Annotated in this window: 19 protein-coding genes and 1 pseudogene; 5 read left to right on the top strand and 15 right to left on the bottom strand. The window is 44.6% G+C overall.

Going from position 1 to position 13,945, the window contains the following annotated elements; genetic code table 11:
- The 3 genes from ACFSUS_RS28800 to ACFSUS_RS28790 all read right to left on the bottom strand — a co-directional run.
- Positions 1 to 1,274 (bottom strand): type IV secretory system conjugative DNA transfer family protein (locus tag ACFSUS_RS28800; RefSeq protein WP_381528694.1); only part of this gene is annotated, 1,274 nt, incomplete at its 3' end.
- Positions 1,275 to 1,286: 12 nt separating this feature from the next.
- Positions 1,287 to 2,096: a DUF5712 family protein gene (locus ACFSUS_RS28795; protein WP_381528692.1), complete on the bottom strand. Its 810-nt coding sequence runs from the start codon at positions 2,094 to 2,096 to the stop codon at positions 1,287 to 1,289.
- 4 nt (positions 2,097 to 2,100) lie between these two features.
- Positions 2,101 to 2,499 carry a BfmA/BtgA family mobilization protein gene (locus ACFSUS_RS28790; protein ID WP_381528689.1) on the bottom strand — a complete coding sequence of 133 codons (399 nt, stop codon included), beginning with the start codon at positions 2,497 to 2,499 and terminating at the stop codon, positions 2,101 to 2,103.
- A 295-nt stretch (positions 2,500 to 2,794) separates the two neighbouring features.
- On the opposite strand from ACFSUS_RS28790, the gene ACFSUS_RS28785 reads away from it, so the two are divergent.
- On the top strand, positions 2,795 to 3,187 hold the full coding sequence (locus ACFSUS_RS28785; protein WP_381528686.1) for a hypothetical protein: 393 nt from the start codon (positions 2,795 to 2,797) through the stop codon (positions 3,185 to 3,187).
- On the opposite strand, the gene ACFSUS_RS28780 is transcribed toward ACFSUS_RS28785, so the two are convergent.
- Positions 3,188 to 3,514, bottom strand: coding sequence for a hypothetical protein (locus ACFSUS_RS28780; RefSeq protein WP_381528683.1), 327 nt, complete (start codon positions 3,512 to 3,514; stop codon positions 3,188 to 3,190).
- 467 nt (positions 3,515 to 3,981) lie between these two features.
- Between ACFSUS_RS28780 and ACFSUS_RS28775 the strand changes: the two genes are divergently transcribed.
- On the top strand, positions 3,982 to 5,100 hold the full coding sequence (locus ACFSUS_RS28775) for a replication initiation protein (RefSeq protein WP_381528680.1): 1,119 nt from the start codon (positions 3,982 to 3,984) through the stop codon (positions 5,098 to 5,100).
- A gap of 36 nt (positions 5,101 to 5,136) precedes the next feature.
- On the opposite strand, the gene ACFSUS_RS28770 is transcribed toward ACFSUS_RS28775, so the two are convergent.
- The 9 genes and pseudogenes from ACFSUS_RS28770 to ACFSUS_RS28730 all read right to left on the bottom strand — a co-directional run bounded on the left by ACFSUS_RS28770 (position 5,137) and on the right by ACFSUS_RS28730 (position 10,681).
- Positions 5,137 to 6,363: a protein NO VEIN domain-containing protein gene (locus tag ACFSUS_RS28770; protein WP_381528677.1), complete on the bottom strand. Its 1,227-nt coding sequence runs from the start codon at positions 6,361 to 6,363 to the stop codon at positions 5,137 to 5,139.
- Complete coding sequence (locus tag ACFSUS_RS28765; RefSeq protein WP_381528674.1) at positions 6,296 to 7,825, bottom strand: DNA cytosine methyltransferase; 1,530 nt, start codon at positions 7,823 to 7,825, stop codon at positions 6,296 to 6,298. The genes ACFSUS_RS28770 and ACFSUS_RS28765 overlap by 68 nt, the downstream gene beginning before the upstream one ends.
- Positions 7,826 to 8,021: 196 nt before the next feature.
- Positions 8,022 to 8,279: pseudogene (locus ACFSUS_RS28760) on the bottom strand (very short patch repair endonuclease); the annotation flags it as partial.
- Between the two features lie 74 nt (positions 8,280 to 8,353).
- Complete coding sequence (locus tag ACFSUS_RS28755) at positions 8,354 to 8,572, bottom strand: hypothetical protein (protein WP_381528671.1); 219 nt, start codon at positions 8,570 to 8,572, stop codon at positions 8,354 to 8,356.
- Positions 8,573 to 8,625: 53 nt separating this feature from the next.
- Positions 8,626 to 8,850, bottom strand: coding sequence for a hypothetical protein (locus ACFSUS_RS28750; RefSeq protein WP_381528668.1), 225 nt, complete (start codon positions 8,848 to 8,850; stop codon positions 8,626 to 8,628).
- Between the two features lies 1 nt (position 8,851).
- A complete protein-coding gene (locus ACFSUS_RS28745; RefSeq protein WP_381528666.1) occupies positions 8,852 to 9,094 on the bottom strand; it encodes a hypothetical protein in 243 nt (80 codons plus the stop codon).
- Between the two features lie 42 nt (positions 9,095 to 9,136).
- Entirely contained in the window at positions 9,137 to 9,742 is a 606-nt protein-coding gene (locus ACFSUS_RS28740; protein ID WP_381528663.1) for an AAA family ATPase, read from the bottom strand.
- 300 nt (positions 9,743 to 10,042) lie between these two features.
- A complete protein-coding gene (locus tag ACFSUS_RS28735) occupies positions 10,043 to 10,315 on the bottom strand; it encodes a DUF3892 domain-containing protein (RefSeq protein WP_381528661.1) in 273 nt (90 codons plus the stop codon).
- A gap of 27 nt (positions 10,316 to 10,342) precedes the next feature.
- On the bottom strand, positions 10,343 to 10,681 hold the full coding sequence (locus tag ACFSUS_RS28730) for a YegP family protein (RefSeq protein WP_381528658.1): 339 nt from the start codon (positions 10,679 to 10,681) through the stop codon (positions 10,343 to 10,345).
- A 324-nt stretch (positions 10,682 to 11,005) separates the two neighbouring features.
- On the opposite strand from ACFSUS_RS28730, the gene ACFSUS_RS28725 reads away from it, so the two are divergent.
- From ACFSUS_RS28725 to ACFSUS_RS28715, 3 genes are read left to right on the top strand one after another with little or no spacing between them, the layout of a single operon-like run.
- Positions 11,006 to 11,611 (top strand): hypothetical protein, encoded by a 606-nt coding sequence (locus ACFSUS_RS28725; RefSeq protein ID WP_381528655.1) that lies wholly within the window; start codon positions 11,006 to 11,008, stop codon positions 11,609 to 11,611.
- Positions 11,608 to 12,027: a hypothetical protein gene (locus ACFSUS_RS28720; protein ID WP_381528652.1), complete on the top strand. Its 420-nt coding sequence runs from the start codon at positions 11,608 to 11,610 to the stop codon at positions 12,025 to 12,027. Before ACFSUS_RS28725 ends, ACFSUS_RS28720 begins: the two co-directional genes overlap by 4 nt.
- The gene (locus tag ACFSUS_RS28715) at positions 12,020 to 12,805 is read left to right on the top strand and encodes an ImmA/IrrE family metallo-endopeptidase (protein ID WP_381528649.1); all 786 of its coding nucleotides are present in this window, start codon (positions 12,020 to 12,022) and stop codon (positions 12,803 to 12,805) included. Before ACFSUS_RS28720 ends, ACFSUS_RS28715 begins: the two co-directional genes overlap by 8 nt.
- 290 nt (positions 12,806 to 13,095) lie before the next feature.
- Here ACFSUS_RS28715 and ACFSUS_RS28710 read toward each other — a convergent pair whose 3' ends face one another.
- Complete coding sequence (locus ACFSUS_RS28710) at positions 13,096 to 13,302, bottom strand: GDCCVxC domain-containing (seleno)protein (protein WP_381528647.1); 207 nt, start codon at positions 13,300 to 13,302, stop codon at positions 13,096 to 13,098.
- 20 nt (positions 13,303 to 13,322) lie between these two features.
- Positions 13,323 to 13,945 (bottom strand): TraM recognition domain-containing protein (locus ACFSUS_RS28705; RefSeq protein WP_381528644.1); only part of this gene is annotated, 623 nt, incomplete at its 5' end.

The raw sequence follows: 13,945 nt of genomic DNA, 5'->3' as shown, positions 1-13,945 counted from the left end.
TGGTTATTCAGATTGGCTAATAGCGCGTCTTTCTTGCTGCGCCCGTACATATCCTCAATCTGGCTGATGTCCTGCGCCCCGAAAATGGTCGCAATCTGATTACTGCGACCGGTAGCGGGTAACTGCTCAAAGTTGGGAATGAACAGCGTAGGGGCTTCATCTAAGATAACCGCCGATGGCGCTTTACCCTGTTGGTTCATCTGTTTTAGGGCGACCGTTGTTAATAGGGCGATAACCGGCGCGAACGTACTGGATAGGGTCGGCGAGTTGCCTAGGGTGACAAACTTCGGCTCCTGGGGATCGTTGATGTTCAGCCTAAAATCATCCCCTGATAGGACCCAAACGATTTCTTTAGTATTGATTTTCCGTAGGGCTGTTTGCAGGGTCGAGACCACGCCCGCCGTTTGGCCTTCGGCTTTGCGCTGCACCGACTCGCGCAGGCTGGCCACGGTGCCGCGTGTTTCGGGGTTGGTCGAAAGCAGGGCTACCACGTCGGCGGTTGGCTGGAAGGCTAACGCCATCACGTGCGGCAGGGTGCAGTACTGTGGGTACTCTTCCCGCAAAAACCAGATGAGCGCGGTTAGATAGCTTTGGGCTGAATCAACCCAGAAATCAGGCTTTTTGATCGCATCGGGTTTGAGATTGTAGAGTATCGCCCTGGCGTATTCGTCGGCGTGGCTCTGGGTAGGCATCGTGTCTGGATGCAGGGGGTTGACCCGGTGGGAGCGGGTCAAATCCTCAAACGTAACGTAGTACTTCAGTCGGGGCCTATTCGTCTCCCGCATGGCCTGATCCGCTACTTTAGCCAGGGTGGGAAACTTGAAATCATAGAGTAACCCAGCGTAGCCCTGCTGAATGGTTTGCTGAATAATGGGCTCAATCAGGCTGCGACTCTTGCCCGCTCCGGCTCCCCCTAAAATCAGCACACCCCGTTCCGGCTTGGTTAAGTGAATCCGGGGGATAGCGGGCGTATGGGTCTCAAACGTGTAAACACTTTGCTGCACCTTTCGCCCCGTCTTGCTTGTGGTGCTGGCCTGGCCAACGGCGGGGCCTTGCTTGGGTCGGCCTTTAATCAGCAGGTACACCCCGTAACCGGCTGCGGCAAAAGCCCCTAAATCCTCTAGGTTGGTGGCCAGTTTCGCTAGGCCAATTTTATAAAGTCCCAAGGTCGTAAAGACCACATGCAGTAAAAAATGAATGGCCCAATACATTAGGCAGGGTACCAGCACATACCCTATGATAATGCCTACGTAGTACGAAAGTCCTTTGTTCATAACGGAATCAGGTTAACGGCTTAAATAGTTGGATTGGGTTTGTTCAGCTGTGCGGTCGCGGGTCTGCGGCTGCGGTCTATCCTTTTCAATCTGCGCCTTTATCGCCTGCTCGCGGGCGGCTAACCGGTCGGGTTGGTGCTCGCTCTTGGCAGCTTTGGCATGGCTAAAGGTTTCGGTCTGCTCGCGCTGGTAGTTAAATTGTTGGTCAAACGTGCGCTCGTTGGCCTGGATGAAGTTCACCCGGTCAAACCCGTTGCCGATGGCTCCCCCTGCCTGCCGGTGGTTGGTCAGGGGAGAAAGTGACATGGTGCGCTCCCCTTCCTGCTGGCGTTCTTTGAAGCGGCTAACGATAATGTGAATATGGGTCTGGTCGCCCTCCTTCGGCTGGCCCTTCTGAGCAGTGCCTTCCTGCACGGCTTTATCCTCGTGGGTGTACTGGCGGCTATACTCGATCTTGGCGTACCAAACTAGGTCTTTACTCTCAATCCCCTTTCCGAAGTTCTGGGCGTAGTTCTCCATTACGACCCGCGTGTAGTCGCGCAATTTGGCCGGGTCTCCCCCGATGTGGGCTAACTCTTTTTGGCTTGGGTCGATGGTGAACGTATAAAACCGGTCCTGGCCGCTTTTCAGCCCCTGGGCGGCTCCGTTTCGGTCAATTCCGGCTACTACCTCGGTTTGGCTTACTTTGTCGCTCTGAGCGCAAAAAAACGCTTCCTGCTGGTGGGGTGGCAGTTGGTTGTTTTCTTTCTCCAGATACCCGGCTAATCGCTGGCAGCTTCCGCCGTTGGCTCCCTTGATCGGACTTGAAAAATTCGTCACCATCCGCCTACTCGGTTACGCCTACTTTCTCGGCTACCTTCCGCAATCGTTCGTTTATCTTCCGTAGGTGCTCAATCTTACCAACGCCGTTAGCGGGGTCGTCTAACTCGTAGAGCTTGCGGCTAATTAAAATCAATTCGTCTTTGATGGGCCGTAGCTGCTCCTTTTCCTGCTGCTTGATGAAGCTGATTAGCCGCCGGTCGAGTGCCTTAATAGCGTCTGTAGGATTATCGGCTTTAGGGTCGCGGGGGTCGGCTTTGGTCGCTTTGAAGTACTGCACCATAGCGGCTAATAACCCTTTATTGGTTAGTCCGTACTGCTGGGCCAACTTCTCAAAGTCGGCGAAGGTCGCCGGGGATGCCGTGACGTGGTGGGCCTTCGGGGGATCGCTGGTTAACTGATTCATTAACAGTTGAGCTTTGATTATGAAAGGGTTATAAAAAATATTAATAAAACTGTAAAGGACAATTCATATCCCTTTTATATAGTTAATTGATCGTCAGTCCCTTACGAAGTAAGGCAAGTCGTAGAATGCTGCGTAGCGGCATTCCGGCTTGCTCTTTGCAAGACCGTATCACGCCCGCACTCCGTAGGAGGGCAAAACAGCACGCCTCGCGCTTTTCAGTGGCTTTCCAACTAGCTTAACCCGTTTAGGGTCTACCAGCTTGTAAGTGCCATTAGTCACCACAACCCTTGTATCTATGACCCGTAAATTAAGGCCTATACTGCTTGGTATTTTGTGGGTATGCCTGCTTAGTTGCCAACCCAAAGAAGAGCCCCTACCAGTTAGCGTTTGGTCCCAAGCTTGTGTCGAGTTAGCTCCCTATCAACAAGGTTACCGCCTAAGTGGGATATGTTGTGAGTACATCATTCTGCCCCAACTTAGACTCGACCGAAACAAACAGTTTTCCGTTAAAGCGGAGTATTTCACCTTTACCGGAGCTGGCTTCGCTGGCCGGCCAATATCGGTAAACGGCAACCTGTCCGCCAATGGGCAAGTCTTAACCATTAGCTATTCGACGGGGGCGACCGTAACGACTCATGAGCTAAAACCAGGTGCAGCTACTGCGTTTTGCTATTGCGGATGTGATTAATCAGATCCGGCCTTGCATCAGAACGATATTCCGGTAAATGGATAACCGGTAATCGGCCTCCTGCAACCGCTCCTCGGTCTGCTCCTGGAACAAGGCCATATTGTGGCGCATCACTTCAACCCCGGCACCCTGCGGCCCCTGTCGCTGGCTTAGTTCTTCAATGCCTGCTAAAAAGCGCCGGGTCGTATCTTCCCCGTCTGCGGCAATCGCTTTCTTAGCTTTCGTCCATCGCTTTACTTCTTCAATGCCGTACTCATACCGGCGTCTGCGGTCGGCTTCTTCTTTAGTCTGGGTCGTGTCGAGTCCAACCCACTTTAACAGATTCATGGAAAAGGGGATTAAAATAGTTGGGTTTGCTAATGGTATTTGGTCATATGTATGACCACTTGGTTTTATGTTACTAATATAATATTAGGATAATGGTTAGCAAAAAAAATGTTGATAACTAAAAATATAGTTACGGGCCTTTTCCCCTTTTTTAGCAAACGCGCGGTCTTCTTTGTTTTTTGTTTTTTCGCTCGTTTCGGTTCGGTGTATTTTTAGTCTTTTCGACTTATCCACAAAATTTTTAGCAACGCGCGACTCGACAACTATTATAGTAGGAAAATTTACTTTATAGTTAAATACTATATAAGGAGTCAATCCGAATAAACCGAGAAATACCCCCACTAAAGAGGTTGAATAAACCGAGAAATACCCCCACTAAAGAGGATAATAAACCGAGAAATACCCCGGTTTATTCAGAGTAATATTTTATATCTCTGTTTTTTCGTTTTATCTTCGCTCTACGCCTGATGAAAGGGGGCAGAATGGGATTTGTGAGAATGGACGATAAACGAAGCACTCAGTTGGTACTACCCCTCGGCTTGACATACGAGCCAAAACATAAGGACTTAGTTAAACAGCACTGGAACGTAACGTTTGCTAGGCAGGGCCGTATGAGCGTTACGGCTAAACGTATTATGGCTCGCGTCATTGACCAGATACGGGATGATGATTTTAAGCTGCGGCCCTTCTACCAATTTCGTATTGTGGACATCGTGACTGATGCTGGGATAACAAAGGAAACGGCTTACAAAGAGGTTCAAGGGGCGTTACGTGAACTGTCTGCGGCAGCCTGGGAGTTTGAGAGCTTGGACAAATCTGAATGGTATATCCGGCACCTCTTGGACACAACTAAGGAACGGGCCATTGGGTATAAAGACGGAATTATCACGGTGCTGCTCAACCCTCAGCTAGAACCGTACTTTGTTCAGATCGCCCACTACTCGACCTATCAGCTTAACAATTACATGGGTCTTAAGAGCTGGTACTCGATGCGATTCTTTGAAATTCTGTCGGCCTTTCGGGATACGGGTGTGTGGTGTCCTACCATCGAACAGTATCGGCAACTTATGGACTGTTCAGAGGAAAAGGACAAGCGAGGTAAAGTCAAACGAGATAAGGACGGAAACCCCAAAATGAAGTACCCCGACACCCGCGACTTAATTCGGTTTACCATGACAGAGCCTTTAGAGGAGTTGGCCAGTACAAATCTGGCATTTGCCTATGAACCGGTTTACGAGACTGACCGCATGACGCGGGGCCGCAAGAAGATAACCGGCTTTAAGTTCACTTTGAAACGTAAGCAGGACGGAAAGATACCGGAGTACTGGCTGCAAAATACCGTTGTGTCTCAGGTAGTGGCCAGCCTGCGGGCTTGGAAGGTAACAGATAAAAACATCGCTTTGTATCTGGAAGATATAGGAACAAAAGCGGCCAACAAGTTGCTGCACGAATGGCAGTTAAAGGAAAATACAGATGACCGAATAAACGACCGCGTTAAATATTGTAACGCGGTGTTCGTTCGAATGGGTAAGGCTGCTCAGGAACGGCTAAAACAGGAGATCCAAGCGGCTTTAACCGTTATATAGTCATCTTATTAGTCAGTGTTTTTGCATACTTTCGCTCTAGCTCGCATCAACGTCTTCATCATCTGAGGGACTTAAGGAAATTGGAGGACCGAAATTTAGCTCGCGTTCTAATAGAATCGCAGACAATGTAAAGCCATCGGGAATAATTCCTGTTTGAAAACTTTGAACTTGAGTCAGTATACCTTGTGCAAATGATTTAATGTCTGCTGATATTCTCATTTTCGGCTGGCCTTGAACATCATAAACCCTGTATATATGATAAGTACTAGGTGCACAGGCAGCCTGTCTAACCTCGTTAATAGAAAGATGAAAAGGTTCCTCAAATCGTCTCGAGGTTGCTTTTACATCGATTAATTCGCCCTCTTCCTGATCTACACGCTTAAAATCATATGGTGATATAGCGTTTTCTTTCGACGACCACTCAAAAGAACCGATACTAGGATTATTACTAAAATAAGCTTCTACCAGTTCCTCACCTATTTTACCATTCTGTTCCTGATTTACTTTGGCCGTTTGGAATGCTTCTGCACTTACCCGGCGCTGTGAGGGTTTAGCCGATTTATTGAAGTCGCTGGTCCTATATTTTCTGACATTAACCGTCTTTTTTGAACTAGCAGGCTCCTCATTACTATAACTGTCAATAAAAGCAGCTCCTATACCTATGTCAACACCTTCCGCTAATAACTCAAGGGCATCATTATCGGCAACCAAAGACTGTAATGAGTGATCTTCTGGCAGAATGTCTATAACATCTATCAAAATCTCTTCAGGAAGTAAGGCCATCGAATCCCTTTCAGAAACGAACCCCTTCAAGGTTTGATAGATGTTTCTGTCAGTCGGCAAGACCTGACTTATTAGTATGATATTGATACGATCAGGCTCTCCACTTGGGTTATCGAAAAATTCAAGAACAGCTAAATCTCCAGGATTAATGTTTTCGTAACGGTCTGGAATTGAATGGGCCTTCTCAGGGTCATGTATGAACTCTCCATTCAATCGCCAATTTTTTGCTTTGAATATAATCTTCCTAGCCAATATCTGCGGCTCAGTGGCTAATCCAGGACCTTGAATCTTTAGCCCCAAATAATACCTCTTGTCTCTTGACAAATAAGGGTATAGCTTATTTATAAAGATTTTGGCAGTAAGGTTGATTGCTTTCTGATTGCTGGGATTTACGCCGTTCTTATTTTTGTCCTCAAAGTACCGCTTGAAGAATGTCAGATCGGAGTGTGTCAACTGCTTCAACGCGAGTTTGCGTGGCATTTGTATTAGCGCGGATTTGGGTAAGAGTATGAAATATTGAACGGGCAACGGCATTGGCCAATAAGGGCGGCACGGCATTGCCAATCTGTTTAAAAGCTGGATTCATTGTTCCGGAAAACACAAATCCATCAGGAAACGACTGCAACCTAGCAGCTTCGCGTACCGAAATTGTACGAGCCTGTTGACTATCGTAATGAATATGTGAATAACTGTCTTTCCCTAAATGAGCCATTAGTGTGCGAGCGGGCTGATCAGGCTCCATTTTACGCCACTTATTGGGAAATTTAGCAGGGTCATAAGGAGGCACAATTTTATTATACAGATTCTGATATTCAGGACTGTCAACAGCGGGCAGTTTCCTTCCATATCTTTTCCTTAATTCTTCTTCAAACATCTGCCGGGCATGGCTATAAGCCTGCGGATACTGATCTCCAGGCAACATTCGCCGAAAAATAGCATAATCACGGGGAAGGCTACGGATAACATGATCACTAACACCCTTCGTACTCTCAAACCCTGGCCAATTGCGCATTAAATAAGCATAAGTCCCAGGTTCTGCTTCATTAGTATATTCCTCAAGCTCATCAAACCGTCTAGCTCCCCTTTTCATACCTCCAGGAGTGAGGTGATTAACTTTGGATGGTAAATCACCTAACGCCTGCTGAGCTGTAACGGCTAAGGGTAAATTATTAGCGATACGTGGAACCTCTACATAATGACGGGTATCTGAAAATAAATCAGCAGCCACCGTCTTAAGCGCCACCTGACGGGAACCATGATATCCCCTAGGTAGATCAATCCAGTATTCAGAATCAGGAAAATTTACCTCAACATGAAACTCTTCACGGTATGCCACTAGGAACATACGCTCTCTCATCTGAGGCACCCCATAAAACGAAGAATTGAGTAAGGTATATCGACAGGTATAACCCAGTGATTCGAGCACTTCACAGGTTTCCTCGGCTACATTATGGCCGCCATAATTAAGTACATCAGGTACATTCTCCATGACTAAAGCCAAGGGCTTTAATCGTCTGACGTACTCTAGGTATCGCAGATAAAGATTGCCTCTGGCGTCTTGCTTATAAGCTTCGGGATGTTCAGCCACTTCACGAAGTTTAGCACGGCCTACCCTTGTGTATGCCTGACAAGGAGGCCCCCCTACGATAATGTCAACTACCTGATCAGCAGATTCAGTAAATCCTAACTCTTCGAGTAAATCTTCTGGCTCAATAACAGTAATATCACGAGCGCGGCCATGAATCTCACGAATCTCTGCTGGTTCATGCCGACAGAAGTTCATTGCATGGGTACGAGCAGCATCGGGGTCAATCTCGACAGCACCTATTATCTCAAATCCTGCTAATTGAAAACCTAAGGATATTCCACCACAACCCGCAAACAAGTCTAATACCCTTAAGGACCCTCCGTTAAAAAATCGCTCTAGTTTCTTTTTGTACATTATGTTATGACAAGTTTATGAGTCAGAGAAGTAACTAAGTTTTTAATATTATTCGCCATCAAAGCCGTCATGCCCGAATTTGGCCAAGCTGGTCGAGCAGGTTTTGTAGTGTTCGCTCACGGCTGGCGGGTTTAAGTTCACATTCATAGACAATTATAATGCGCCAATTCGCTGCTGATATTTTGGCGTTGTTGTCTGCATCCCGTCGCCGGTTGCCGTTAATTTTGTCGAGCCACCATTCTGTACGGGTCTTTGGTACGACGAAGTACCGGCAACCCTCATGCCCGTGATAAAAACAGCCATGTACAAAAATGACCGTTTTATACTTGGGCAACACTATATCAGGTTTGCCCGGTAATTTTTTGTCGTGTAATCTGTACCGGAATCCTTGCGCGTGTAGAAACTTCCTTACCACTAATTCCGGCTTAGTGTCCTTACTTCTAACGCGGCTCATATTAAAGCTGCGCTGTTCCGGTGTGTGTACGTCTGCCATGCTCTCTTATCGCTCCCCTCTGTCAGTCGTAATAATCAAAATACAAAAGGTTCAAATTCTGCAACGCCTTTGTAAACAGCGTTATAGTACCCTTTTTTAAGCTGCGGGTTATCGCGGTCGTCAAAAACGTATGTATACTCTAACGAGTCTGTTAGCTGCTTTTCGCTAATCAGCCCGGTATCAATTTTGGGAAACTTACCCGTTTGCTTATCGGCAAGGGCAAACCGGGATTTTGGAGTGTATCGCGCTGCCATTATGTTGTTACCGGGTCGCCGGTGCGATTGAGTTAGTATTTGGACTGTTGCCGTTAATAGCGTTCATCAAAGTACTCCTGTCCATTTATAAACGTGCGTCGTAGCTGGCCAGAAAATCGCAGCGTACAAACCAAGTGGGATAAAAAGTAAGCCGCCTTAACACTGGTAGCGTCAACCTCAAAAGACTGCTCGTCATATTCCATGGGTTGGCCTGTTAAAGGATTCTCGCCGGGTTCGCGTACCACTTTGACGCTGTACGTTTTTACAATCGGTTCCATACTATAGGAACTGTTCAAGCGCTTCCGTAACCATTTCCTTTAGGCTCTTATCTGCTTCGACTCCTTTTACCTTAAGGCGTTTCATCAGGTCTTTAGGAATCCAAACGTTTAGCTGCTGTTCCTCTTTTTGGCTGGCGGCTGGCTCTACCGGCGTAACTTTCTGTACAGGTAATTGTACCGGTTCTGTCTTTACCCTGTCGGCAAAACCCTGTAATTTGTCTGCAAATGCGGTATTCTTAGCCATAGCTTAGAATTCTATATTTATGTAAATCTATAATTCTAAACGTTACAAACCTAATACAGTTAAAATTTCGTCCGCTAATCCGGTTATTTCTTCCTTTGCCTTTTCGTCCTCGCTGGTAAAGATCCCGCTTGTGATGGCGGAACGTGTATAGCTTACCCGATCTGCTACGGTAGTAGTTAGCAAAATGGCCCCGTAACTGTTTAAAATATCCTGCACCGACTTATTGAGCCCTGTCCGGGGCTTAACCATATTTAACACTACGCCGTATTTGAGTTGTGGCCGTTTCTGTTGGGCTTGCTTCAAAAACTCAATCGTTGCTTTAATAGCCATTACATCAAAAAACCCAACCTTAGACGGGACCAGTACGAAATCTGAAACGGCGAATAAGTCAGGTAGCTGATTAGTCAGGTATGGGGGTGTATCAATGATGAGTATATCAAACGGCTGTTCAGCCAACCGGCTTAACTGACCATCGAAAGAGACGAAGGTAATACCGTCTAAATCGTCTTTGATGCCGGATAGACTGCCCTGTACATCTGTATCTAGTATGCCCACTTTCAACCCCTGCGCGAAACAAGCCGCAAGGTTCAGAGCCAGCGTAGTTTTGCCTACTCCGCCTTTCTGGTGGGCTACCGTTATGATTTTCATTGGTTTAGAATTATAGATTTCTACAAATGCAAAAGTACATATTTATAGAAGTTACTCATCTATTCTCTTTTCTCTTCCAGCCTCGTTGCATTTTTCGGGGTTCAACGATCGGTATAGGTTATATGCCATTATGTCTTGTTTCTATGAATAGTTTCTTAACATAAGATTGTTTATACAACAATCCCCAAAAAGTACAACGCCCGGCTACCTTCTTCAAAGTCGTCGGGCGTTGTACTTTTTGGGGATTGCACAAAAAAAGCGAAGTATAAAACTTCGCTTCCGGAATAAGTTTATCGTTACTCAGAATTGGGGCAGACTAAGCAAGTTGTCTTTCCTGGTAGAATCCGGCTCTGTTTTTATATACTCATTCCCAGCTGCGCTCTTCTGGTGCGTTACATTAACCTGACGACCTCCCGCTTGTACGTAAAATACGTAGTTCTGTTTTAAGTAATCAATCACGGCAGGTACAGTTAATGTAAACTCGCCATTCGAGCTTACACCTTTCACATGGGTAATATGTTCTAACGGACTGTTGACGTTAGGCTTGCGAATATGCGTAATACGGTTCGACATCTTGATAGCAATACATTTAAGGGTGAATTATGACAAATCTTCTGTTGGTGCTTGAGGAGCATCCCGTTTAACAGCTTGAATTCCATTTTCTCTAGCTGTGGAAGTAGTGTAGTTCTCGCTTATTCCTATAATTTCTCCGTTACTGGATTTCAGATTGAAGGTGTAGCTTCCAAAAGCATCTTTGCGTTCATAACGTGCATCAAAGGGCGCATTCACTTTAACTGAGGCAATGCCATTTAAACAAGACTGCTTTGTGGTATAGCCCTCACTGCTCAGAATAACCTCACCGTTGGTAGACCGCAATCGGTAATAATATTGGCTGTTGGCTACAGATTTGAAAACTTGAAACTTAGGGTTAGCTGCCATAGTGCTTTTTTAAAAGGTGGTTATAATAGGGTATGTCAATTAGCAGTCATTTTTTGCAGGTGCTTATAAAAATAATTTTTTAAGTTACTTATTACCACTAGTAGTATACTTAATATATTCAAAAGATGAGTAGGTAGATAGCCGGTGTGCTGTACTTCTATTATTAATATTTTTTGGATGGATAAGCAAATTTCCCATTTATAACCGTTAATCAAGGGAAAACCCAAAGTCATAACTTCTGTCTTTTGCTCAGCTTATTTACAAATAAAAAGTAGTTTTTGAATGATTGAGTAAGCATTATATCCTACACTAAATTTTAAATTCATGACTGAAATAAAAACAGATAAAGATTGGGAAGACTTGTATGAATGCCTTTATATTTTTACTCATAAACTTTTGAAGAGTAAACGCTGGTACAAAAAATTGGATAGCCACTCTTTCATAAAAGGCAAACAAGTTCATGATTATGTATTAGCAGGAGTCGAAGAGTATTATCTTAACGAAGAAAAATATAATCCTAAAAAAGGATCGTTAGAAAATTATATAAAGTTTAATATTATCAGGAATTTAGTCAGGCAAGATGCTGTTTCATTAGAAAACAAAACTAACTTAGATATATATAAAAAAAGTGCCTCATTGGAAACAGACGAACTTGATAGTAGTTATGTCGAATCGCTTTTCCCTTTTGTAGAAAATTATTTTGGAGATGAAATAGACTATGATATAATTACTAACCACATTAATACTGAAATCGCAGGAGATACTATAGTAGAAGATATTTTTCTTGGCATCATTTCAGACTTAAAAAGAAGTAAAATTATTGAAGAATTTGGGATGAGCGCAAGTGAATATGATAATGGGATGCGAAGGTTAAAAACAGTACTAAAGAATACCGCCAACAAATTCAGTTTAAAACAACAAACAATATGAGCCAGACCAAAAATCAAAAAAAATCTGATTTTCTTAAATTGATAATGTCAGATTTGGAGTTTACGAGTTGTGATAAAGAAGAAGTTGCCAGATATATGGAAGAAGAGGGTCTCGATCGGGATTCAATTATTAAAGAGGGCATGAAAGGTATAAAACAAATACGTCTACATGCTCAAGCAATGAAAACGCAAAGAGAGATGAATTCAACACAATACATTAAAGATAAAGCCCTTAAATGGGTTGAAGGCCTACTAAACAACGTTAATTTCTCTTTTCCCGAGTTTGCTAAATCTCACGAATTAGTCCTACATAATCGAAATATTGAAGCCTTCACAGAGGAGGATATTAAAAATACATTGACGAGTTATTTTTATCTAAAGTTCACAGATAACGAAGGTAAAAATGTTAATGAATAATAAATTTACCAAAGCCGAATTAGTGGCAAAATTGGTGTTAGATGAGTGTGGATTAGATGATCCAACGGAGGTGACATTAAAAAATATAATTTTAGGCCGGAAGGCATATTATGAAGAAGCTCCTCTAACAGGTAAGGAGGGAGAAATAGTATCTGTAGGTAATCGCTCTATAATTACAATCAATTCAAATATTATTTATGAAACAAAAAAAAGGTTTGCTTCCGCACATGAGTTAGGGCATTTTGAAATGCACAGAACTTTATCGCCTGTATTCACTGACACAGAATATGATTTAATTAATTGGTATAAATCTGGGCCTCAAGAAATAGAAGCAAATGAATTCGCTGCTGAGTTTTTAATGCCGACAGACTTTTTCTATAAAGAGTGTATTTTTAGAAAGTTTGGACCTCATGTTATTGATCATCTTGCCAACAGATTTCAAGTAAGTAAAACTGCTGCTATTCTTAAATTCGTAAAAAGAGGTAATCATCCAGTATGTATAGTTTATTGCAAAAATAATAAAATGAAATGGTGGAAATCATCTTATGATTTTCGATATTTCTTGGAGTTTAAGTTTGATGAATGCCCACCAACGGGTTCAGTTGCTTATGAATGTTTCACGAAGGGAGTTACCTATTCTATGAACGAACAAAAACAACAAATTTGGAAATCTGATTGGTTTAGAATGCGTGATGACGAGCAAGATTCGACTTTTTATGAATATTGTTTGTTTGCAAAGTCGTATGACTACACGATAAGTATTATTTGGGAAGATTAATAGCTAATAAACTGAGCGGGGTAGGAGTAGTGCCCGGAGAGAATAGATTACTATTAACAGAATAATGTTTGGTAGCTGCCGCCAATTTTGACGAACTGCGGACGGAGTTTGCGTCCGATCTGGCCCTGCTCCTAGCCATGTCTGACCCTCGGTAGGGTAGTCTCTCCAAAGATTATTTGGTGCATAACAAAGTGACCAAGCCGAATTGGACAGTTTTTAACTGTCCAATTCGGCTTGGTCACTTTGTTATGCCTGCTCCCCGCTAAGGGGTCGCCGAAGGCAATACGCAATTAGCAACAGGTTCTTTGCTGTTGTAACGGAGGGCATTTTATCGAACCGTAAGAGCAAAATACGCAGCAATCCCCTGGCTTTGGTCGTAAAAGTGTCTTACAACCTATACACTCGTAAAAGAATTGGCAAGCATCGGTTGGCATTGTTTCCGTTTGCTGGTGGCTACACTGTGGGCAGGTTATTGCCGCTTCTAAAACAAGGGTCATAGGGGTTGATTACTTTGTCTTTAAAAATCTAAACTCTCGCCGGGGTGCCGGGACTGGCCGTTATACTGTGCCTGACCGTTGGCAGGTGCGGGCGTACTGGGCTGGGGGGTAAGCGGCTCGACGGCTCGTCCTTGGCCGGGTCGCTGGCTGGCCAATACGTTTTCTATTTCTTCCTGAATCCGGATAAAGTTGTTCTTTACGGCTTGGCTGGTGGCGGTCGTAACTGGTACAATTTCGGGTACTGATCCCGGCTCTTGGGCTTTTATCTGGGCTTTGAAGCTGCTGAAATCGGAATCTACAAGCTGGCCGTAAAACTCGCCCGTCTGTAATTCTAACACGTCCTGAATCCGTACCCGGCTCCGCTCGGTGTAGCTGTGGGAGACGCTGCGGCCCTGGGTCGTTTCAAAATTACGGCTGCTCTCGTTCTGGCCTTCGGTGCGCTGCTGCACGTACTCCCGGCCCCATAGGTCCGCAATGTACTGCGCCGTTTCCCGGTGGCCAACCCGCCCGTAAAACTGGTTATTCAGATTGGCTAATAGCGCGTCTTTCTTGCTGCGCCCGTACATATCCTCAATCTGGCTGATGTCCTGCGCCCCGAAAATGGTCGCAATCTGATTACTGCGACCGGTAGCGGGTAACTGCT

Origin of the sequence: Spirosoma soli, assembly GCF_042684525.1 — a bacterium.
GTDB classification, from domain to species: Bacteria; Bacteroidota; Bacteroidia; order Cytophagales; family Spirosomataceae; genus Spirosoma; species Spirosoma soli.
Note: the sequence above shows the minus strand (reverse complement) of the source record. Positions and strands in the feature narration are given on the sequence as shown.

Bases quoted from the DNA above. Each gene is read 5' to 3' on its own strand.
- ACFSUS_RS28790 (WP_381528689.1), bottom strand. From the start codon at position 2,499: ATGAATCAGTTAACCAGCGATCCCCCGAAGGCCCACCACGTCACGGCA.
- ACFSUS_RS28740 (WP_381528663.1), bottom strand. From the start codon at position 9,742: ATGAAAATCATAACGGTAGCCCACCAGAAAGGCGGAGTAGGCAAAACT.
- ACFSUS_RS28750 (WP_381528668.1), bottom strand. From the start codon at position 8,850: ATGGAACCGATTGTAAAAACGTACAGCGTCAAAGTGGTACGCGAACCC.
- ACFSUS_RS28725 (WP_381528655.1), top strand. From the start codon at position 11,006: ATGACTGAAATAAAAACAGATAAAGATTGGGAAGACTTGTATGAATGC.
- ACFSUS_RS28730 (WP_381528658.1), bottom strand. From the start codon at position 10,681: ATGGCAGCTAACCCTAAGTTTCAAGTTTTCAAATCTGTAGCCAACAGC.
- ACFSUS_RS28775 (WP_381528680.1), top strand. From the start codon at position 3,982: ATGAAAGGGGGCAGAATGGGATTTGTGAGAATGGACGATAAACGAAGC.
- ACFSUS_RS28765 (WP_381528674.1), bottom strand. From the start codon at position 7,825: ATGTACAAAAAGAAACTAGAGCGATTTTTTAACGGAGGGTCCTTAAGG.
- ACFSUS_RS28780 (WP_381528683.1), bottom strand. From the start codon at position 3,514: ATGAATCTGTTAAAGTGGGTTGGACTCGACACGACCCAGACTAAAGAA.
- ACFSUS_RS28710 (WP_381528647.1), bottom strand. From the start codon at position 13,302: ATGACCCTTGTTTTAGAAGCGGCAATAACCTGCCCACAGTGTAGCCAC.
- ACFSUS_RS28795 (WP_381528692.1), bottom strand. From the start codon at position 2,096: ATGGTGACGAATTTTTCAAGTCCGATCAAGGGAGCCAACGGCGGAAGC.
- ACFSUS_RS28755 (WP_381528671.1), bottom strand. From the start codon at position 8,572: ATGGCAGCGCGATACACTCCAAAATCCCGGTTTGCCCTTGCCGATAAG.
- ACFSUS_RS28715 (WP_381528649.1), top strand. From the start codon at position 12,020: ATGAATAATAAATTTACCAAAGCCGAATTAGTGGCAAAATTGGTGTTA.
- ACFSUS_RS28735 (WP_381528661.1), bottom strand. From the start codon at position 10,315: ATGTCGAACCGTATTACGCATATTCGCAAGCCTAACGTCAACAGTCCG.
- ACFSUS_RS28745 (WP_381528666.1), bottom strand. From the start codon at position 9,094: ATGGCTAAGAATACCGCATTTGCAGACAAATTACAGGGTTTTGCCGAC.
- ACFSUS_RS28720 (WP_381528652.1), top strand. From the start codon at position 11,608: ATGAGCCAGACCAAAAATCAAAAAAAATCTGATTTTCTTAAATTGATA.
- ACFSUS_RS28770 (WP_381528677.1), bottom strand. From the start codon at position 6,363: ATGCCACGCAAACTCGCGTTGAAGCAGTTGACACACTCCGATCTGACA.
- ACFSUS_RS28785 (WP_381528686.1), top strand. From the start codon at position 2,795: ATGACCCGTAAATTAAGGCCTATACTGCTTGGTATTTTGTGGGTATGC.